Source organism: Thioalkalivibrio sp. ALR17-21 (assembly GCF_000420185.1).
Lineage (GTDB): Bacteria > Pseudomonadota > Gammaproteobacteria > Ectothiorhodospirales > Ectothiorhodospiraceae > Thioalkalivibrio > Thioalkalivibrio halophilus.
Genome location: NZ_ATUL01000001.1, coordinates 16,617 through 36,923 on the forward strand (window position 1 = coordinate 16,617; position 20,307 = coordinate 36,923).

18 protein-coding genes and 1 other RNA gene are annotated in these 20,307 nt (G+C 70.3%); 3 read left to right on the plus strand and 16 right to left on the minus strand.

The window, feature by feature from the left end:
• From G020_RS0100090 to rsmI, 16 genes are all read right to left on the minus strand, one after another.
• Positions 1 to 780 (minus strand): cell division protein FtsQ/DivIB, encoded by a 780-nt coding sequence (locus tag G020_RS0100090; protein ID WP_051130304.1) that lies wholly within the window; start codon positions 778 to 780, stop codon positions 1 to 3.
• The gene (locus G020_RS0100095; protein ID WP_024328179.1) at positions 777 to 1,727 is read right to left on the minus strand and encodes a D-alanine--D-alanine ligase; all 951 of its coding nucleotides are present in this window, start codon (positions 1,725 to 1,727) and stop codon (positions 777 to 779) included. The genes G020_RS0100090 and G020_RS0100095 overlap by 4 nt, the downstream gene beginning before the upstream one ends.
• Positions 1,724 to 2,698 (minus strand): UDP-N-acetylmuramate dehydrogenase, encoded by a 975-nt coding sequence (gene murB / locus G020_RS0100100; RefSeq protein ID WP_024328180.1) that lies wholly within the window; start codon positions 2,696 to 2,698, stop codon positions 1,724 to 1,726. Before murB ends, G020_RS0100095 begins: the two co-directional genes overlap by 4 nt.
• A complete protein-coding gene (gene murC, locus G020_RS0100105; protein WP_024328181.1) occupies positions 2,695 to 4,119 on the minus strand; it encodes a UDP-N-acetylmuramate--L-alanine ligase in 1,425 nt (474 codons plus the stop codon). The genes murB and murC overlap by 4 nt, the downstream gene beginning before the upstream one ends.
• Entirely contained in the window at positions 4,116 to 5,213 is a 1,098-nt protein-coding gene (gene murG / locus G020_RS0100110) for an undecaprenyldiphospho-muramoylpentapeptide beta-N-acetylglucosaminyltransferase (protein ID WP_018947372.1), read from the minus strand. The genes murC and murG overlap by 4 nt, the downstream gene beginning before the upstream one ends.
• The gene (gene ftsW / locus G020_RS0100115) at positions 5,210 to 6,418 is read right to left on the minus strand and encodes a putative lipid II flippase FtsW (RefSeq protein ID WP_029681154.1); all 1,209 of its coding nucleotides are present in this window, start codon (positions 6,416 to 6,418) and stop codon (positions 5,210 to 5,212) included. The genes murG and ftsW overlap by 4 nt, the downstream gene beginning before the upstream one ends.
• A complete protein-coding gene (gene murD / locus G020_RS0100120; protein WP_024328183.1) occupies positions 6,415 to 7,767 on the minus strand; it encodes a UDP-N-acetylmuramoyl-L-alanine--D-glutamate ligase in 1,353 nt (450 codons plus the stop codon). Before murD ends, ftsW begins: the two co-directional genes overlap by 4 nt.
• Positions 7,767 to 8,849 (minus strand): phospho-N-acetylmuramoyl-pentapeptide-transferase, encoded by a 1,083-nt coding sequence (mraY, locus tag G020_RS0100125; protein WP_024328184.1) that lies wholly within the window; start codon positions 8,847 to 8,849, stop codon positions 7,767 to 7,769. The genes murD and mraY overlap by 1 nt, the downstream gene beginning before the upstream one ends.
• Positions 8,830 to 10,203 carry a UDP-N-acetylmuramoyl-tripeptide--D-alanyl-D-alanine ligase gene (gene murF, locus G020_RS0100130; RefSeq protein WP_024328185.1) on the minus strand — a complete coding sequence of 458 codons (1,374 nt, stop codon included), beginning with the start codon at positions 10,201 to 10,203 and terminating at the stop codon, positions 8,830 to 8,832. The genes mraY and murF overlap by 20 nt, the downstream gene beginning before the upstream one ends.
• Complete coding sequence (locus tag G020_RS0100135) at positions 10,200 to 11,717, minus strand: UDP-N-acetylmuramoyl-L-alanyl-D-glutamate--2,6-diaminopimelate ligase (protein ID WP_024328186.1); 1,518 nt, start codon at positions 11,715 to 11,717, stop codon at positions 10,200 to 10,202. The genes murF and G020_RS0100135 overlap by 4 nt, the downstream gene beginning before the upstream one ends.
• Positions 11,714 to 13,426, minus strand: coding sequence for a penicillin-binding protein 2 (locus G020_RS0100140; protein ID WP_018947378.1), 1,713 nt, complete (start codon positions 13,424 to 13,426; stop codon positions 11,714 to 11,716). Before G020_RS0100140 ends, G020_RS0100135 begins: the two co-directional genes overlap by 4 nt.
• Positions 13,414 to 13,698: a cell division protein FtsL gene (gene ftsL, locus G020_RS0100145; RefSeq protein ID WP_018947379.1), complete on the minus strand. Its 285-nt coding sequence runs from the start codon at positions 13,696 to 13,698 to the stop codon at positions 13,414 to 13,416. The genes G020_RS0100140 and ftsL overlap by 13 nt, the downstream gene beginning before the upstream one ends.
• Entirely contained in the window at positions 13,698 to 14,633 is a 936-nt protein-coding gene (gene rsmH, locus G020_RS0100150) for a 16S rRNA (cytosine(1402)-N(4))-methyltransferase RsmH (protein WP_024328187.1), read from the minus strand. The genes ftsL and rsmH overlap by 1 nt, the downstream gene beginning before the upstream one ends.
• Positions 14,633 to 15,073 (minus strand): division/cell wall cluster transcriptional repressor MraZ, encoded by a 441-nt coding sequence (gene mraZ, locus G020_RS0100155; RefSeq protein WP_018947381.1) that lies wholly within the window; start codon positions 15,071 to 15,073, stop codon positions 14,633 to 14,635. Before mraZ ends, rsmH begins: the two co-directional genes overlap by 1 nt.
• A 273-nt stretch (positions 15,074 to 15,346) precedes the next feature.
• An RNA gene (gene rnpB, locus G020_RS14745) (RNase P RNA component class A) lies at positions 15,347 to 15,701 on the minus strand.
• A gap of 51 nt (positions 15,702 to 15,752) precedes the next feature.
• Positions 15,753 to 16,649 carry a 16S rRNA (cytidine(1402)-2'-O)-methyltransferase gene (gene rsmI, locus G020_RS0100160; protein ID WP_018947382.1) on the minus strand — a complete coding sequence of 299 codons (897 nt, stop codon included), beginning with the start codon at positions 16,647 to 16,649 and terminating at the stop codon, positions 15,753 to 15,755.
• A gap of 105 nt (positions 16,650 to 16,754) precedes the next feature.
• Here rsmI and G020_RS0100165 point away from each other — a divergent pair, with 105 nt between their 5' ends.
• The 3 genes from G020_RS0100165 to G020_RS0100175 are packed head-to-tail and all read left to right on the plus strand — an operon-like array spanning position 16,755 to position 20,304.
• Positions 16,755 to 18,578 carry a penicillin-binding protein activator gene (locus G020_RS0100165; RefSeq protein WP_024328188.1) on the plus strand — a complete coding sequence of 608 codons (1,824 nt, stop codon included), beginning with the start codon at positions 16,755 to 16,757 and terminating at the stop codon, positions 18,576 to 18,578.
• Positions 18,578 to 18,934, plus strand: coding sequence for a YraN family protein (locus tag G020_RS0100170; protein ID WP_018947384.1), 357 nt, complete (start codon positions 18,578 to 18,580; stop codon positions 18,932 to 18,934). The genes G020_RS0100165 and G020_RS0100170 overlap by 1 nt, the downstream gene beginning before the upstream one ends.
• A complete protein-coding gene (locus G020_RS0100175) occupies positions 18,931 to 20,304 on the plus strand; it encodes an FAD-binding oxidoreductase (RefSeq protein ID WP_024328189.1) in 1,374 nt (457 codons plus the stop codon). Before G020_RS0100170 ends, G020_RS0100175 begins: the two co-directional genes overlap by 4 nt.
• Positions 20,305 to 20,307 lie beyond the last annotated feature (3 nt).

Here is a 20,307-nt window from a genome sequence, read left to right on the forward strand (position 1 = left end):
TCACTGTGTCCCGGGATCGCCGGCGGCGTCCCCGTCTTCTTCGGCCCAGGCCACCGCCATGCCGTGCGGATAGCGCAGGTCCCAGCGTTCCACCGGCGCGTCACGGCGCTCGCGCACGACGTCGGCCGCCCGTACCAGAGCATTCAGGCGGGCCGCCTCGGCGTCCCGCCCCATCAGGATCCGCCCCCCGGACTCCAGACGGATGGTCCAGTCATGCCGACGACCCTCGGCCACGCCGGCCACCTCCAGGCCGGCATCCGCCAGACGTGCCGACACCTCGAGGTAACGGCGCATCAGCACCACCTGGCGCCCGTCCTGCCCCTCCAGCGCGGGCAGGTAGTCCCACTCGGCCTGATCCACCGGCCCGAACACCCGGCCATGCCGGTCGACCAGCTGCTCCTCGCCCCAGCGCGCCACCGGTACCGGTTCGCGCACCTCGACCACCAGCGTCCCCGGCCATTGCCGGCGCAGCTGCACGCGATCGATCCAGGGCTCGGCGACCAGAGAACGTTCCAGTGCCGCCAGATCGGCGGTAATGAACCCCGGCGCGTGGCGACGTGCGAGTTCACGCACCCGCTCCACGTCGGCGTAGCGGGGCTCGCCGGCGATCTCGATGCTCTCCACCGGCACCAGCGCGTCCGGCTCGAACCGGGTCGTCGCCAGCAGGACCAGCACGATCGCCGCGGCCAGCGCCATTCCGGCCAGCAGACGCAGGGCCGGACCGGACACGCTGCGCAGCCGCGCGAAGCGCGCTGCCGGCGGGGTGCGCCGGCGATTCATCGCAGCCCTCCGCACTGGAAACTGGAGTCCAGGATGCGCAGGCACAGGGTGTCGAAATCGATCCCCGCCTCGGCCGCCGCCTTGGGCACCAGGCTGTGATCCGTCATGCCGGGCACGGTGTTGATCTCGATCAGATGGTTGTCGCCGTGCTCGTCCTGCAGGATGTCGACCCGTCCCCAGCCACAGGCCTCCAGCGCGGCAAACGCACCCAGCGCCAGTGACTGCAATTCCAGCAACGAGCTTTCATCCAGCGGCGGCGGGCAGACATACCCGGTGCGGTCCGACTCGTATTTCGCGTGGTAGTCGTAGAACCCGCCGTCGGCACGGATCTCGACCACCGGAAGCGGCTGGTTGTCGAGGATGGCCACGGTGTATTCGTGGCCCTCGATCCACTGTTCGGCGAAGATCTGCCCGGGCTGGCTGCGCGCCGCCTCCCAGGCGGCCGGGAGATCGGCCGCCCGATCCACCCGGGTAATGCCCAGGCTCGAGCCCCCGCGGGCCGGCTTCACGATCAGGGGCAGCCCCAGCGCCTCGGCCACCGCATCCGGGTCGAACCCCGGGTTCAGCAACCGGTAGGGCGCACTGGGCAGGTTGCTCCCGGTCCACAGTCGCTTGCAGGCCAGCTTGTCCATCCCCAGGGCGGAACCCAGCACGCCGGTGCCGGTGTAAGGCATGCCGGCCAGGTCCAGGCAGCCCTGCAGGGCCCCGTCCTCGCCACACTCTCCATGCAGCGCGATGAAGACCCGGTCGAACCCCTCCAGGGGGAGGTGCAGATGCCCCATGTGCGCCCGCGTGAGATCGACCGGATGCGCATCCACGCCCTGACGTCGCAGGGCCGCCAGCACGGCGTTGCCGCTGGCCAGCGAGACCTCGCGCTCTCCGGACCAGCCGCCCATCAATACCGCCACCCGGCCATAGTCGCGGGGCTCTGCGTCGTTACGATTCATGCCGTTCCCTCGCTGTCGTCGCCCGGGTCGATGAACCGGCCCAGGATGCGTACCTCCGGCTCCAGGCGGACGCCGAACCGCTGCTCCACCGTATTGCGCACGGTGTCGATCAGGCGCTCGATGTCTTCCGCCCGCGCCGTACCGTCGTGGGTGATGAAATTGGCATGCACCGGCGAGACCTCGGCCGCGCCGGCGCGCAGGCCCTTGAGTCCGGCCGCCTCGATCAGGCGTGCGGCGTGATCGCCTTCCGGATTGCGGAACACCGAACCGCACGACGGCTGACCCAGCGGCTGTTTCGCGGAGCGTTCGCGCAGCAGTTCGCGGATGCGCCGGGTACCGGCCTCCGGGTCGCCCGGGCTCAGACGCAGAGTCGCCCCGGTGAACCACAGACGCTCGCGCGGATCGAGCCCCTGGACCCGGCGGTAACCGACCCGGAACGCATCCGGGCGGCGGGTTTCCAGCCGGCCTGCACGATCGACCACCTCCACCGATTCCACCAGGGACCAGGTCTCGCCGCCCCAGGCCCCGGCGTTCATCTGCAGGGCGCCGCCCACGGTGCCGGGGATGCCGGCGAGGAACTCCGCCCCCACCAGACCCTCACGGGCACAGAAGCGCGCAGCCTGGGCACAGGCCAGCCCGCCGCCCAGGAACACCCGGTCGCCGTCCAGGCGTTCCCGCTCGGCCAGAACGCCCTGCAGATGCACCACCAGCCCGGCAATGCCGCCGTCGCGCACCAGGACGTTGCTGCCGAGGCCAAGAAAGGTGATCGGAAGGTCCGGCGCGAGGCGGGCGACCTGCGCCAGCAGGTTCGCGAGATCCTCGCGGTCCGCCGGGCGGAACAGCCAGTCGGCGTGCCCGCCGGCACGCCATGAGGTCAGCGGCGCCAGCGGTGCCCGCGCCTGCAGTTCGCCGCGTGGCTGCAGCTCGTGCAGATGACGCGCCGCGGCCAGGGCAGGGTCCAGCGGTGTCATGCGCCACCTCCGGTTAGCTCTTGCGGCAGCAGGGCCGCCAGGCGACCGATGTCGCCCGCCCCCTGAGCGATGATCACGTCATCCGCCTGCAGCAGCCCCTCCAGCACGCCGGCCACGTCCGCGGCCTGTTCCACGAAAATCGGCTCGACCTGGCCGCGCAGACGGATGGCCCGCGCCAGGCTGCGCCCGTCTGCGCTCGCGATCGGCGCCTCGCCCGCGGCATACACCTCCAGCAGGATCAGCACGTCGGTCTCCGACAGCGCCTCCACGAAGTCCTCGAACAGGTCGCGGGTGCGGGTGTAGCGATGCGGCTGAAACACGGTGATCCGCCGGCGACCGGGCCAGGCATCCCGCGCCGCGGCCTGAGTCGCGGCGATCTCGCGCGGGTGATGACCGTAATCGTCGACCAGCGTCACCGGCCCGGCCGGCCCCGCCCACTCGTGGACCTGGAACCGCCGCCCGATGCCCTGGAAGCGTTCGAGCGCCGTGGCGATCGCCTCGCGCGGGGCCTCCAGCTCCCAGGCCACGGCGGCCGCGGCCAGGGCATTGAGCACGTTGTGCCGCCCCGGGAGATTCAGGGTGACCGGGAACGGCTCACCGGCCTCCGGCAGTTGCAGGCGGAAATGCGTCTGCACGCCTTCCTGGCGCACATCGAGGGCACGCACGTCGGCCTCGGCATCGATCGCGTAGGTCAGCCGCGGGCGTTCCAGCTCCGGCATCAGCTCGCGCACCTGCGGGTCATCGGCGCACAGGATCGCCAGCCCGTAGAAGGGCAGGTGGTGCAGGAACTCGAGAAAGGTCTCGTGCAGCTGGCGAAAATCATTGCCATAGGTCCCCAGGTGATCGGCATCGATGTTGGTCACGATCGCGAGCAGCGGCTGCAGATGCAGGAACGAGGCATCGCTCTCGTCGGCCTCGGCCACCAGGTAGTCACCGGCGCCCAGGCTCGAGTGGCTGGCGGTGGAATTGAGCCGCCCGCCGATCACGAAGGTCGGATCCATGCCCGCCTCCGCCAGCACGCTGGCCACCAGACTGGTCGTGGTGGTCTTGCCATGGGTCCCGGCGACCGCAATCCCGAAGCGGAAACGCATCAGTTCCGCCAGCATCTCGGCACGCCGCACGATCGGGATACCGCGCTCGCGCGCCGCGGCGACCTCGGGATTGGACGGATCGATGGCCGAAGACACCACCAGCACGTCGGCCTCGGCCACGTTCTCCGGCCGGTGCTCGCCGACCACGCGCACGCCCATCTCCACCAGGCGGTCGATCATCGGCGAGCGGCCCAGGTCCGAACCGGAGACCCGGTAACCCAGCTGATGCAGCACCTCCGCGATGCCGCTCATCCCGGAGCCGCCGATCCCCACGCAGTGGATCCGGCGGATGCGGCGCATCGCATGTTCCGGCAGGCGCGCGTGGCTCATGATCCCTCCCCCGCGGGGCCCGGCCCCGCCAGTTCCACACAGACATCGGCGAGGCGCGCGGCACTGTCGGGGCAGGCCAGCGCCCGCGCGCGTTCGGCACGGTCGCGCAGGGTCTCGCGGTCCAGCGAGCCCAGCAGCTTCGCCAGCGCCTGCGGCTCCAGCTCGGCATCGCGGAAACGCCAGGCCGCCCCGGCGTCCACCAGGGCCTCGGCATTCGCATACTGGTGATCGTCCACCGCATGCGGATACGGCACGAACACCGCGGCCACACCGGCGGCCGCCACTTCGGCTACGGTCAGCGCTCCGGCGCGACAGATCACCAGATCCGCCTCGGCCCAGGCCGCCTCCATGTCCGCGATAAACTCGGTGACCGTGGCTTCCACCCCGGCGTCGGCATACGCCGCGCGGGCTTCTTCCAGGGTGCGTGAGCCGGCCTGGTGCAGGACCTGCGGGCGCTGCTCCGACGGCAGCAGGCCGAGCGCGGCGGGCACCGCGTGATTCAGCGAACGCGCGCCCAGGCTGCCCCCCAGGACCAGCACATTGAGCGGCCCACTGCGTGCGGCGTAGCGCTCGCCCGGGGCGGGCAGGGCCGCGATCGCGGAGCGCACGGGATTGCCAACCCGCGTGGCGCGCACCCCGGGCGGGAACGCACCGTCGAAACCGGCGAACACGCGGTCGGCGACCTTCGCCAGCCAGCGATTGGTCAGGCCGGCCACCGCATTCTGTTCGTGAATCACCAGGGGGCGTCCCAGGGCCGCGGCCATCAGCCCGCCGGGTCCCGCGGCAAACCCGCCGAAACCGATCACCGCATGCGGGCGAATGCGCCGGAGCAGCAACAGGGCCGCCCACAACGACAGCCCCAGGCGCCAGGGGGCGAAGGCCAGCCCGAGCAGCCCCTTGCCACGCAGGCCCGTGATCGGGAGGGTATGCAGGTCAATCCCGGCCTGCGGCACCAGGCGCGCCTCCACGCCCGCACGAGTCCCCAGCCAGACCACCTCGACCCCGCGCTCGCGCAGGGCCTCGGCCACCGCCAGCCCGGGGAAGACATGGCCGCCGGTACCGCCGGCCATGATCAGCACGCGCGGGGCCGTCATGCCGCACCTCCGCTCTGCCGGGCGGCGCGCGAACGCCGGCGAGGCACCGGGGCCGGCGCCGGGGTCCGCGCCTCGCGGGCCACCCGCAGCACCAGACCGACCGCAATCATACTGACGATCAGCGAACTGCCGCCGTAGGACAAAAACGGCAGCGTCATCCCCTTGGTCGGCAGCAGCCCCATGTTCACGCCCATGTTCAGGGCCGCCTGCAGGCCCAGCCAGATCGCCACGCCGAAGCTCAGATGGGCACCGAAGGCATGACCGCTGCGCTGGGCCTCCAGGCCGATGCGCAGGCAGCGCCAGACCAGCCCTGCGAACAGTGCGATCAGCACCAGCACACCGAAGAAACCGAACTCCTCGGCGAACACCGCGAACAGGAAATCGTTGTGCGCCTCCGGCAGGTAGAACAGCTTCTGCACCGAGCCGCCCAGGCCCGAGCCGGTGACCCCGCCGGAGCCGATCGCGATCAGCGACTGGGTCAGCTGAAAACCGCTCGCGAACGGGTCCTGCCACGGGTCCAGGAACGCCGTCAGGCGCGCCACGCGGTAAGGGGCCGCGACCGCGGCGACCGCCATGCCCGCCGCGATCGTGCCCCCCAGCGCGAGGAACTGCGACAGGCGGGCGCCGGCGAGGAACAGCATGCCCATGCCGATCGCCAGCATGATCGCGGCCCCGCCGAAATCCGGCTGCAGCAACAGCAGGACGGTACCCGCCCCCAGCACCACCAGGGGACGCACGAACCCGGCCAGCTGCAGGCGCAGGGTGGAATAATGACGCACGATGTAGCCCGCCAGGTACATCACCACCAGCAGCTTGGCCAGCTCGGCCACCTGCAGGTTGAACGCTCCGATCGGGATCCAGCGGGTTGCCCCGTTGACCGTGCGTCCGACGCCGGGCAGCAGGACCACCACCAGGATCAGCAGGAACAGCGCCAGCAGCCATGGGCCGGCGCGTTCCCAGCGCGCCAGCGGCACGTTCCATGCCGCCACCGCGGCCATCGTACCCAGCGCGGCAAACAGCACCTGGCGCTGGAGGAAGTGCCAGGCGTTGCCGAAATCACGCGCGCCCATCTCCATGGAGGCCGAAGCGACCATCACCAGCCCCAGCGCGACCAGCGCCGCGGTCAGCGCCAGCAGCGGCAGGTCCACCTCCTGCTGCAGGCGCCGGACCATGGGCGAAGTCGGCTGGCTGACCGGGGCGCTCATGCGGCCAGCTCCCGCACGGCCCGGGCGAAGTCGTCACCCCGGGCGCGATAGTCCGGATACATGTCCAGGCTGGCGCAGGCGGGCGACAGCAGCACGGTGTCTCCCGGCTGCGCCCATTCCGCGGCATGCGCCACCGCCGCATCCATGTCGTCGACCCGCTGCACCGGCACCACCGGGGCGAGGGCACGCGCGATCAACGGCGCGTCCTCGCCCAGCAGCACCGCGCCGCGCACCTTGCCGGCCAGCTGGTCGGCCAGCGGGGCAAAATCCTGCCCCTTGGCCTGCCCGCCCGCGATCAGGACCAGCGGCCCGGGCGTGCCGCGCAGTGCGGCCAGGGTGGCACCGAGGTTGGTGCCCTTGGAATCGTTGATCCAGTCCACGCCGTCGACCGAGGCGATCCACTGCGAGCGATGCGGCAGCCCCGGGAAATCGGCCAGCGCCGCCAGGGCCCGCGCCCGGCGCCCCGCCGAGTCCAGCCACGGCCAGACCAGGCCCAGTGCGGCCAGGGCGTTGGCCCAGTTGTGCTGGCCGCGCATGCGCAGGCGCGCGGTCTCCAGCAGGGTCCGGCCGCCGCGACACAGTTGCGGTCCCTCCCCGTGGCCGCCGACACACACGCCCCAGTCGGCGTCCGCCGCCGGCGCGCCCAGACCGAAGGTCTCGCGCGCCATGCCCGGCGGGGTGGTCAGCTCCGCCACCATCGGGTCGTCACGATTGAGCAGTCCGCGCCGCGCGCCGCGGAACACCCGCTGCTTGGCGCGCAGGTAGGCGGCCATGTCCGGATGGCGATCGAGGTGATCCGGCGACAGGTTGAGCACTACGGCAGCAGCGGGCGCAAGCTCGTGACACCGTTCCAGCTGGAAGCTGGACAGCTCCAGCACGAACACCTCCGGGTCGCGTTCCAGCAGGTCCAGCGCCGGGGTCCCGTAGTTGCCCCCCATCGCCATCGCGTAGCCGGCCGCATCCAGCAGCTCGCCGACCAGCGCGGTCACCGTGCTCTTGCCGTTGGAACCGGTGATCGCGATCACCGGGGCTCCGGCCTCGCGGGCGAACAGGTCGATATCCCCGGTGACTTCGGCGCCGGCCTCACTTGCGGCGGCGATCACCGGGTGTTCCAGGGCCACCCCGGGCGAGACGATCAGGCGACGCACCCCGCTCGCATCCAGGCCGTCCAGCGGGCCGACCCAACGCTCGTTCAGGATCCGCGCCAGTTCGGGATCGTCACAGGCCGGCGGCTCGCGACGGGTATCGGTAACCGCAAACGACATCCCGCGCGCGAGCAGGTAACGCGCCACCGACTGCCCGGTGGCGCCCAGCCCGACGATCAGGTTGTCGCTTCGCAGCCGTTCCATCAGCGCACCTTCAGGGTCGCCAGACCGATGAGGACGAACACCACGGTCAGGATCCAGAAACGCACGATCACGCGCGGCTCCGGCCAGCCCTTGAGTTCGAAGTGGTGATGCAGCGGCGCCATGCGGAACATCCGCCGTCCGGTCAGCTTGAACGAGGCGACCTGCAGCATGACCGAGACGGTCTCCAGCACGAACACGCCGCCCATGATCAGCAGCACGATCTCCTGGCGGGTCAAGATCGCCATCATCCCCAGCGCCGCGCCCAGGGCGAGGGCCCCGACATCGCCCATGAACACCTGCGCGGGATAGGTGTTGAACCACAGGAACCCGAGCCCCGCCCCCACCAGCGAGGCGGCGAAGATGCCCACCTCGCCAACCCCGGGGACCGCGGGAATGCCGAGATAGTCGGCGAACACCGCATGGCCCGCGGCATAGGCGAAGATGCCCAGCGCACCGGCCACCAGCACCGCCGGCATGATGGCCAGCCCGTCGAGCCCGTCGGTCAGGTTGACCGCATTGGACGAGCCCACCACCACCAGCCACACCAGCGGGATGAACAGCCAGCCCAGACTGAATTCGATGTCCTTGAACACCGGCAGATAAAAGGTGGTTTCCACCGGATCCTGGGCCGTGAGCATGATCACCCCGGCGGCCACCAGGGCGAACAGGGTCTGCCACAGCAGCTTGGATTTCGCCGACAGCCCCTGGCTGTTGCCGTAACGCAGCTTGAGGTAGTCATCCCAGCCGCCGACGGCGCCGAAGGCCAGCGTGGTCAGCAGCACGATCCAGACGAAACGATTCGTCAGGTCGCTCCACAGCAGGGTGGCCACCGCCACGGCCACCAGGATCAGCGCACCGCCCATGGTGGGCGTGCCGGCCTTGCTCAGGTGCGATTCGGGGCCGTCCTCGCGGATGTTCTGGCCCACCTTGCCCAGGGTCAGACGGCGAATCACCGAGGGACCGATCAGGAGCGCGATCGCCAGCGCCGTGACCACCCCGAGGATGGCGCGCAGGGTCAGGTACTGGAAGACCGTGAACCCGGTATGGAACTGGGCGAGATATTCAGTCAGTGCGAACAGCATCCGCCGCCTCCGGGTTCAGGGGCTGCGCGTCCAGCGCCTCCACGATGGATTCCATGTGCTGGCTGCGCGAACCCTTGACCAGCACGGTGGTTCGCTCGTCCAGCAACCCCTGCAGACGCGCGACCAGTGCGGCATGATCGGGGAACCACTCGCCCTGCTCGCCGAAGGCATCGGCGGTTTCGCGGCCCAGCTCGCCGAGCGCCAGGCAGAAATCGATCCCCATTGCTCGGGCCTCCCGCCCGGTGGCCGCGTGCAGGGCCGCTGCATCGCCGCCCAGCTCGCCCATTTCCCCCAGCACCAGGATGCGCCGACCGGGCACCGCCGCCAGCACCTCCAGACCGGCCCGCAGAGAATCGGGGTTGGCGTTGTAGCTGTCGTCCCAGATGCGGGCACCGCCTGCGTGCTGCAGTGCCTGCAGGCGGCCGGCGACCGGGCGCCAGTCGCTCAGTCCCTGCGCGATGATGTCGATCGCGGCGCCCGCGGCATTGGCGGCGGCAGCGGCCGCCACGGCATTCGCCGCGGCATGGCGGCCGGGACCGGCAAGGCGGATCTCGCGGCTGGCACCGAGGATCGTGAGGCGCAGGCGATCCGGGGCGACCCACACGCCCTCGACCTCGCCGCCCCCCTCGAGGGAGAAGCGCTGCAGATGATGGTGCTCGTTGAGCGACAGCCAGTAGTCGGCGAACGGGTCGTCCAGATTCACCACCGCGGTCCCGCCCTGGGCCGGCAGACCCGAGTAGATCTCGGCCTTGGCGTGCGCCACGCCTTCCAGGCTGCCGAAGCCTTCGAGGTGCGCATGACCGGCGTTGGTGATCATGGCGACGTGCGGCTGAGTCCATGCGGCCATGCGGCCGATCTCGCCGGCGTGGTTGGCGCCCAGTTCGATCACCGCGAAATCGGTATCCTCCGGCATCGCCAGCAGGGTCAGCGGTGTCCCGATCTGGTTGTTCAGGTTGCCTTCGGTGGCATGCACCCGCCCCATGCGCGCGAGGATCGAGCGCAGCATCTCGCGGGTGGTGGTCTTGCCGTTGGAGCCGGTCAGCGCGATCACCCGCGCGCGGCACCGCCTGCGCCAGGTCGCGGCCAGCCGCCCCAGGGCCTCGCCGGTGTCGGGCACCACCACCTGGGCCTGCGGCAGGTCTTCGCGGGCGCGGCGGACCAGCAGCACCGGTGCCGGCAAGTCGGCGTGCAGATGGTCATGGGCATCAAAGTTCGGACCGCGCAGGGCGACGAACAGCCCGCCTTCACGCGGGTTACGCGTGTCGCTGAACACGCCGGTGAATGCCGCCCCGGCGTCCCCCTGCAGGCGCCCGCCCACGGCGGTCGCCAGTTCTCCGGCCGTCATCCGGATCATCGCTCCCCCTCCCCGGAAATCCCCTCGCGCGCCAGCCGGGCGGCCAGCTCGCGATCACTGAATGGATGAAACCGGTCACCGATCTGCTGGGTGGTTTCGTGCCCCTTGCCCGCCAGCAGCACGATGTCGCCCGGCCCGGCATCGGCGACCGCGGTACGCACCGCGGCTTCGCGATCGCCCATCTCGCTGCAGCGCGCGGGATCGTCACAGCCCTGCAGCACCGCCTGGCGGATGGCCGCCGCATCCTCGTGGCGCGGATTGTCATCGGTCACGATCACCCGGTCCGCGGCACGCATGGCCACGCGCCCCATCGCCGGACGCTTGCCCCGGTCGCGATCGCCGCCGCAGCCGAAGACCACAAAGAGGCGGCCACGCACGTGCGGACGCAACGCACTCAATGCGGCCTCCAGGGCCTGCGCGGTGTGGGCGTAATCGACCACCAGCTGGGCTCCGCCCGGCAGATCGTGGCGCTCCATGCGGCCGGGGACCCCGGGCAGCTCGGCCACCGCGTCCGCGGCGGCCTCCCAGGCATGTCCGAGGGCATGCAGGGCGGCCAGAGTGGCCAGCAGGTTCTCGACCTGAAACCGTCCGTACAGCCGCGACCGCACCGGCACGCGCCGCCCGTCGGCAACGAGGACGAAGTGCAGTCCCTCCGGGCCGGCCTGGATGGCCTCGGCGCGCGCCATCGCTGCGGAAGACTCCAGCCCCCAGGTGACGTCGGTGATGCCCTCGGGCACCGGACGGCGCAGGAGCTCGTGACCAAGCTCGTCATCGGCGTTGATCACCCGCGTGCACAGTCCCGGGCGGTCGAACAGCGTGGCCTTGGCCTCGGCATATGCGGCCTGGCTGCCATGGAAGTCCAGATGATCCGTGCCCAGGCGGGTCAGCACCGCGACGCGCACCGGGACCCCGTCCAGACGCCCCTGGACGAGCCCGTGCGAAGAGGCCTCCAGCGCCGCGGCTTCGCAGCCTTCGCGCGCCAGCCCGGCCAGATGCCGGTGGAGCTCGAGCACGCCCGGGGTCGTGTGCCCGGCCGGGTGCAGCTGCCCCGGACGCCCGACGCCCAGGGTGCCGACCAGGCCGGCCGGGGTACCCAGACGTTCGAGTGCCGCTGCGATCAGATGTGTCACCGAGGTCTTGCCATCGGTGCCGGTCACCGCGACGATCGGCGCGGCCTCCGGCCAGGCACCGAATACCCGCTGCGCCATGGCTGGCAGCAGAGCACGCAGCCCCGGAACATGGACGCAGGGCGCGCCAGGCGAGGCGGCGGAGGGGCCCGCATCGGCCTCGTCCCACAGGATCACGCCGGCGCCGCGCGCCGCGGCATCCTCGGCGTGGGCCAGACCGTGCTCGCGGGTTCCCCGGAGGGCCACGAACCCGGCGCCCGGGGTCACCGCGCGGCTGTCCTGCACAAGGTCGGTCACGACCAGCGGGCCGTGGCCATCCAGGGCCTCGGGAAACTGCGCGTGCAGATCCACCCCGGCCACCCGTGGATCGGTCGCCGCGGCGGTCATGGCTGCGCCTCCTCGCCGGTGGCGAGCTGCATCGGGATCTCGGGCATCGCGTCCGGACGCACGTTGTACATGCGCAGGGCCGAGGCGGTGACCTCGCGGAACACCGGCGCCGCCACCGCCCCGCCGTAATGCACGTCGGCGGGTTCGTCCACGACCACCGCCATGACGAACCGTGGCTCGGATGCCGGGACCAGACCGACGAAACTGGAGTAGTAACGGTCCTCGGCATAACCGCCGCGCACCGCCTTGCGCGCGGTGCCGGTCTTGCCGGCGACCCGATATCCGTCGATCACGGCCTGGCGCGCGGTGCCCTCGCTGCCCACGGTGTGTTCCATCATCGCGCGCAGGCGTCCGGCGGTGTCCGCGGTCATCACCCGTTGCGGCTCGCGGGCATCATCCGCGGTCTCGACCAGGCGCACCGGCAGGCGACGCCCGTCATTGGCAAAGGCCGTATAGCCGGCAGCCAGCTGCAGCGGCGTGACCGCGAGCCCGTAACCGTAACCGAGCGTGGCCTGCTCGACCTCGCGCCAGGCGGTGAAGTCGCGCAGGGTGCCACGCGCCTCGCCCGGAAAATGCAGGCCGGTTGCCTGTCCGAAACCGGCGCGGTGCAGCGTCTGCCAGAAATCGGCCGGCTCGGTGTCCAGGGCGAGACGCGTTGCGCCCACGTTGGAGGACCGCGCGATCAGCGTAGTCAGGTCGATGGTGCCGTAGTCGCGCAGATCGCGGACCGTCAGACGCCCCACCTGCATCGTGCCAGGCGCGGTGTCCAGGGTCACGTGTGGGTCGACCGCATCGGCATCCAGGGCCGCCGCGACGGTAAACGGCTTGATGACCGAGCCGGGTTCGAACGCGTCCACGACCGCCCGGTTGCGAGCGCGGTCGGAGCGGATCGAACTGCGATTGTTGGGGTTGAAACCGGGCTGATTGACCATTGCGAGGATGTCGCCGCTGCGCGCATCCAGCAGCACGGCCGATCCGCCGCGCGCATCGTGACGCTGCACCGCAGCCTTGAGTTCGCGGTAGGCCAGGAACTGCAGCCGCGCGTCCAGCGTCAGCTGCAGGGGATTGCCTTCACGCGCCGGACGGATGCTGGCAACGTCGCGGATGGTGCGACCATGCCGGTCGCGCAACACCCGTTTGGCGCCCGGCTGCCCCGAGAGCCAGTAGTCGAACGCGAGCTCGACCCCTTCCTGGCCCTGGTCGTCGATGTCGGTGTAGCCCAGCACATGCGCTACCGCCTCACCATGCGGATAGTAACGGCGGAACTCGCGCGTCAGGGACACTCCGGGCACGCGCAGGGCGGCCACGGCTTCGGCCCGCGCCGGCAGCATGTGCCGACGCAGATAGACGAACTCGCGGTCGGCGCGGCTCTCGATCCGCTCCGCCAGGATCTCGCGGTCCATGTCCAGGGCCGCGGCCAGCTCGCCCCAGCGCTCGCGCGCCTCCAGCAGCGCCCCCGGATGCGCCCACACGGTCTGCACCGGTGCGGAGATCGCCAGCGGTTCGCCATGGCGATCGGTGATCGCACCGCGGTGGGCGGTCTCGGTCAGCGTGCGCACCTGACGCGCCTCCCCCTGGGCGGACAGGAACTCGCTCTTGAACATCTGCAGATCGGCGGCGCGCAGTACCAGCGCGATCAGCACCAGGACCAGCAGGACGACCAGCGTCCGTAGCCGACCCATTGAGATTTCGCGTTTCAGCGCACCCATGCGTCCCTCCCGATCACCACGAGGCGATCCGCATCGGGGCGCGACATGCCAAGTTCCTCGCGCGCATGACGCTCGATACGCCCGGGCGTCGCCCAGGTGGACTGCTCGATCTGCAGCCGGGTCCATTCCAGGTTGAGCCGGTCGCGCTCGGCCAGCACCGCCTGCTGCTCAACGAACGCCTGACGCGCCTCGTGGCGCGCCACCACCACGCCAATCGCCGACGCAAACGCGCCCACCGACAGCGCGACGATCGCGAGCCCGCGCCAGACCATCAGTTGCGCTCCGCCACGCGCAGCACGGCCGAACGTGCCCGCGGATTGCGTTGCTGTTCCCCGGCATCCGCCCGCACCGGCTTCCCCAGCGGGCGCAACGGACGCGGTGCCGCCTCCGGGATGACCGGCAGCCCGCGCGGGAGGCGGGGCGCATCGTCACGGTCCCCGCGGAAGGCCCGCTTGACCATGCGATCTTCCAGCGAATGAAACGCGATCACCACCAGGCGCGCCCCGGCCGGCAGGACCTCGGGAATGGTTTCCAGCCACGTCTCCAGCTCGCGCAGCTCGGCGTTCACGTGAATGCGCAGGGCCTGGAAGGTGCGGGTCGCGGGGTGCTTGCCGGGTTCGCGCCGGGGGGCCGCGCCACGCACCAGTTCCGCCAGCTGCGCGGTGCGGGTGATCGGGGCGTCGGCACGAGCGCGCACGATCGCGCGGGCGATGCGCCGCGAGAAACGCTCCTCGCCGTACTGGTAGATCACGTCCGCGATCTCCTTTTCCTCGGCGCGCGCCAGCCAGTCGGCCGCACTTTCGCCGGACGACGGGTCCATGCGCATGTCCAGCGGGCCGTCATGCTGGAAACTGAAACCGCGCGCGGCATCGTCCAGCTGCGGCGATGACACCCCGAGATCGAGGAACACGCCATCCGGCCGGCGATCGGGGTAACGCTGCCGCAGCACCTCGGCCATGGACGAGAACGGCGCGGGCTCGAACGCGAAACGCGGGTCCCCCAGAAACGAAGAGGCGGCCTCGGCCGCCTCGGGATCCCGGTCCATCGCCAACAGGCGACCGTCCGGCCCCAGACGGTCAAGCAAGGCGCGGCTGTGCCCGCCCCGTCCGAAAGTACCGTCCACGTAAAAACCATCAGCGCGCACCGCCAGCCCCTCGAGCACGGCGTCCAGCATGACCGGGACATGGGCCTGTCGCTGTTCCTGCATCACAGCGAGATCGACTCGAGTTCATTTGCATCGATGCCTTCATCGAACATCTCCTCGCAGCGCTGATCCCACGTAGCCTGGTCCCAGATCTCGAACTTCTTGCCCTGCCCCAGCAGGGCGACCTGCTTGTCCATGCCGGCGAACTTGCGCAGCGGCTGCGGCAACAGCAGACGACCGTTGCCGTCGAGCTCGCAGTCGGAGGCATGACCGACCAGAAGCCGCTGCAGCCGGACTACGGCTGGCTTGAGATTGGGGCGCGACATCAGGTTCTGCTCGACCCGTTCCCATTCGGGCCGCGGGTACATCAGGAGACAGCGATCGGGATGAACGGTCACCACCAGCTGGCCATCACAGGACGCCACAAGCTCGTCGCGATAGCGCGCCGGCATGGCGAGGCGCCCCTTCGCATCCAGATTGAGCTGACTGACGCCTCGGAACATGGCCGTGTACGGTGGATTCCCACCTTCTCCCACTTTTTCCCACTTCAATCCACTATAGGTACACCCCTGTTGAGGGTCAAGGAAAAACGGGCTTGCCAGAGAAAAATAAGCCTTGCATCACAGAGACTTATGAGTCTCTGCACAAGAGATACAGGAACGGGGAAAGATACGTTCAAAACCAGATGCCTGGCTCGAACTCTTGAGAAATCACTTGATCATTTCGCGAGCGCCCGGCCGGGGCACGCGAGAGACGCGGGGACAATGGTGGGGAAAAGTGGGAGCCGGCCTGTAAGCCGGGTTCTGTCGAGAACGATCATTCATCTGGGACGTCCGTCACCGGACGCCTCAAGCAGCCTACCCGGGTGCGATGCGGGCCACACCATGCACCCCTATTTGGCCTTGCTCCGGACGGGGTTTACCGTGCCACGGACTGTTACCAGCCGTGCGGTGCGCTCTTACCGCACCATTTCACCCTTGCCTGTGCCCGGACGAGCCGGGCCATCGGCGGTATGTTTTCTGCTGCACTTTCCGTCGGCTCGCGCCGCCCAGGTGTTACCTGGCGTCCTGCCCTGCGGAGCCCGGACTTTCCTCCACGCCACACGGACGCAGCGACCGCCCGGCCGACTCCCGCCTCCCTTTTACCCGCGCCCTGCTCCGGATGCAAGGATATCCGGGGCAGTCAGGCGGGATCATCGCCCTCTTCGCGGTCCGCCTGCTGCAGTTCCAGCGCGCGGGCGTAGAGCCGATTGCGCGGCAGCCCGGTGGCGTCCGCCAGCAGGCGCGCGGCCCGCTTGACCGGAAGCTCGGCGACCAGGCCGGCCAGCAGCCGTTCCTGTTCACCCGACAGCGCGTCGCCGTCTTCGTCGACGGCCGGCGCCGGGGCCAGCACCAGCACGAATTCGCCGCGCGTACGCCAGGCATCCGCCTCCAGCCATTCGGGCAGGCGGCCGGCCGGACCGTAATAATGTTCCTCGTATTGCTTGGTCAGCTCGCGCCCCAGGAACACGGAGCGGTCCGGGGCCTGCGCCGCCAGCTCCCGGGCCGCCGCAAGGATGCGATGCGCGGACTCGAACACGATGCCGGTCTGCGGACGCGCCAGCAGTTCGGCCAGGCGTCTTTCGCGCGCGCCGGCGGCGTGCGGCAGGAAACCGTCAAAACAGAACCGGTCGCTCGGCATCCCCGAGACCGCCAGCGCGGCCAGGGGGGCGCTCGGGCCGGGCACCGCGCGCAGGGCATGGCCGGCTTCGCGGGCCCCGCGGACCAGGCGGAACCCGGGATCCGACACCAGCGGGGTGCCCGCATCCGAGATCAGCGCCACATCTTCGCCCGCGGCCAGCTGCGCGAGCAGGCCCGCGACGCGCTGTTCTTCGTTGTGTTCGTGCAGACTGACCAGCGGCGTGTCGATGCCCAGCGGCGCCAGCAGCGCGCGGCTGTGACGCGTATCCTCCGCCGCGATGCGCGAGACATGCGACAATACATCCCGGGCGCGCTGCCCCAGATCGGCCCGGTTGCCGATCGGGGTGGCCACCACCCACAGGGTTCCGCCCTGCGTTGACACTGTTTCGCGCGCTTCCAATACTGACTCCTTATCGCCAATCCGATGTCTGCCGTGAACCGACTCCCGCTCCCCCTCCGCCCGTTACACCGCTCCGTGCCGGGCCCGGGCCTGACGCGCCCGCTCATGGTACTGCTGGCGGCCGGCCTGATGGCCGCCTGCGCTGCGCCGCAACCGGATCCCGCGGCGACACCGGACCCGGACCCCGAAATCCCGGCCGAGATCGAGCTGGCCCCCGAGCCGCTGGCCGAGCATCGGCTCGAGCGGATCGAGGCGTTGCCGGACGAGCAGGCCGAGCCGGAGGAATTGCGGGCCGCAATCGACGCGGTGCTGGCGCTGGACCCGGTCCCGGAACCGCTGCTGGAACGCGCGGAGGCGGCCTGGAACCGCTTGCCCGACGCGGAACCGCGCCCGCTTGCCGACCGCGTGCGCGGCGGCTGGCTGGCCTGGCACCGCGGGGAGGCCGACCTCGCGGCCGAGCGCCTGGGGGCCGACGATCCGGATGATCCGACACGCACCCCGGAATTCCATCGGCGCGGCATGGAGCTGCATGCCCGGCTGCTGGAATGGGAACAGCAATGGTATCAGGCCCTGAATGTGCGATTTCGGCTGGATTCGCTGCTGACCCTGGAACCCGATCTGCAGACCGCCAACCATGAGCGGATCTGGGGCCTGATGGCCGCCCTGCGCCCGACCCAGCGGGAACGACTCGGGCGCGAGAACATCGTCGGGGCCGATGGCTGGCACGATCTGTTCCGGGGACTGGGCCGGGCGGACGATGCCGCTGCGGCGGAAACGTTCGCCCGACGCTGGCAGCAAGCCTTCCCCCGGCATCCCGCGAACAGCCATCTCCCGGAACTGCTCGCCGCGTCACCCGCCAGCGCGGATCCGGCCGGAGATACGGTGGTCCTGCTGCCATTGTCGGGCAATCTGGCCGGCCTGGGAGAGGCGGTTCTCGACGGCATCACCCGGGCACATTATGCCGACGGCCAGGGGCAGCTCCGGGTGCGCGACACCCGGGGCGATCCACGCCAGGCCGTTGCGCTTTACCGGGATGCAGTACTCGAAGGTGCCGATCACATTATCGGCCCGCTGCAGCGCGATGCCGTCGCCGCGGTCGCCGACCTCGAGGAACATCGGCCCGGGGTGCTCCTCAACCGCACCGCCAACGCCCTGCCGCGCGGCATAACCACACTGGCGCTGGATCCCGAGGCCGACGCCCGCGCCGTTGCCGACCGCGCGGCTCGCACCGGCTGGGGCGCCGGCCTCGGCATCATCGCCGAGGGGGCCTTCGGTGATCGCCTGGCATCCGCATGGTCACTGGCCGCCGAGGAACACGGGGCACCCCCACGGGAGGTGGCGCGAGTAGACACCCGTGCCGGGGACCTCAACGACCGCATCGCCGCCCACGTCGGGATTGATCGCAGTCGCGAGCGCATTGCGTCGGTGTCCCGGCGCCTCGGACTCGGTCTTGAAGGCGACCCGCAGATTCGCGCCGATGTCGGTTACATCTTCGTCGCGGGCAGCGCTGCCGACGTACGCCGCATCGCACCGCATCTGCACTTCCACCAGGCGTCGCGCCTGCCGATGATGTCCACGCCACATGTCTATCCGAGCCGCCCCGACGCCTCGCGCGACCGCGATCTCAACGGGATCGCGTTCCCGGATGCACCGGGTCTGTTCAGTGAAATCGCCGCGCTCGGGAACACCGGAGCCGAGCCGCTGCGGGAACAATCCGGGCTGCCGCGCTTCTATGCCCTGGGCATGGACGCCCGGCGCCTGGCCGTACGCGCCGACACTAGCTACGCGGCCCCGCATACGACGCTCGTCGGTACCGCCGGCGAGTGGCAACTCAACCCGTTGACCGGTGACTGGCAGCGGACGCCGGCCTGGGCGCGGTTCGTTCGTGGTGAACCCCGGCGGCTGGACGCCGCGACTCCCTCGGACTGATGTTCCGTCCGGGAGAATCCGGCCAGCAGGCCGAACAACGCGCCGCGCGCTATCTCCAGGATCGCGGGCTGCGCCTGGTGGCCAGCAATGTCCGGCGGCCCTGGGGCGAGCTGGACCTGGTTCTGCGTGAGGGGGACACCGTGGTCTTCGTCGAGGTCCGCATGCGCAGCAATCAGGATTACGGAGGCGGACTGGAGAGCGTCGACCGGCGCAAGCGCCGCAAGCTGGTGCGCATGGCGGAAACCTGGATGCTGGAGGAAGACTGGAACGGCCCGGCGCGCTTCGACGTGGTGGCGCTGGACGGTGATGGCGGGGTGGAATGGATCGTGGACGCGATCCGGGCGGACGACTCATGAGCGATCTGGCGCGCGAGATCGAACGTCTGCTGCCGCCGGAGGACCGCCTGCTGGACCCGGCGGACTGCTGGGCCTATGGCGCCGACAATTCGCGCCTGCACGCCGCGCCCGAAGCCGTGGCGTTCGCCCGCGACAGTCAGACCGTCGTCGAACTTGTACGCCTGTGCCGGCGCCTCCGGGTGCCGCTGGTGGCGCGCGGCCGGGGCACGGGCACAACCGGCGCGGCGGTTCCCGACCGCGGCGGACTGGTGCTGTCACTGGAGCGCATGAACCGCATCGTGGATGTGGATCCCGCGAATCGGTGGCTGATTGCCGAACCCGGGGTCACCAACGCCGAGATTCAGGCCGCGGCAGGCGAACACGGGTTCTTCTGGCCCCCCGATCCGACCAGTGCCGCGTATTGCACCCTGGGAGGGAATCTTGCCTACAACTCGGCCGGGCCGCACGCGGTGAAGTACGGTACACCGCGCGACAATACGCTGGGTCTGGAGGCCGTCGCAGGCACCGGGGAGCACTTTCGCACCGGCGTACGCACCACCAAGGGCGTGGTCGGCTACGACCTCACCCGCCTGCTGATCGGCTCGGAGGGAACTCTGGGGATCATCACCCAGGCGACCCTCAAGCTGACACCCCGTCCGGAGTGCACCCGCCTGCTGCAGGCGGTCTACCCGACCATCGATGCGGCGGCCCGGGCAGTCGCAAGACTGATGGCGCGCGCGGAGTCGCCTTCGGCGCTGGAGTTCATGGATCGCTCGGCTATCGGGATGATCCGCGGTTATGGCGGGGTGGAACTGCCGGAAGCCGCCGGAGCCATCCTGATGATCGAGTCCGACGGTCCTGCCGAGATCATCGAGACCCGGATCGACGGGATCCGCCGGACGGCCGCCGAAGGGGCCCTGAGCGTGGATGTCGCCGACACACCGGAGGCGATGGACCGTCTCTGGCAGGTACGCAAGGCCCTGTCACCGGCGCTGCGGACCATTGCCCCGAAGAAGATCAACGAAGATGTCGTGGTGCCGGTATCGCGGATCCCCGCCCTCATCGGCGGCCTCGAGGAACTGGCCGAGCGGCATGCCATCCGCATCGTCAATTTCGGCCACGCCGGCAACGGCAACATCCACGTGAACCTGCTGGTCAATCCGGACGACCCGGAAGAGATGCACCGGGCCGAAGTGTGTCTGGATGAAGCGTTCCGCCTCGTCCTGTCGCTCGACGGCAGCCTGTCGGGGGAACATGGTGTGGGACTGGTCAAACGACCGTTCGTGGATCGCGAACTGGATCCGGCCGCACTGACGCTGATGGAAGGGGTGCGGGCGGTGTTCGATCCGGACGGGATTCTCAATCCGGGGAAGGCGCCGCCCGCGCCCTGACGA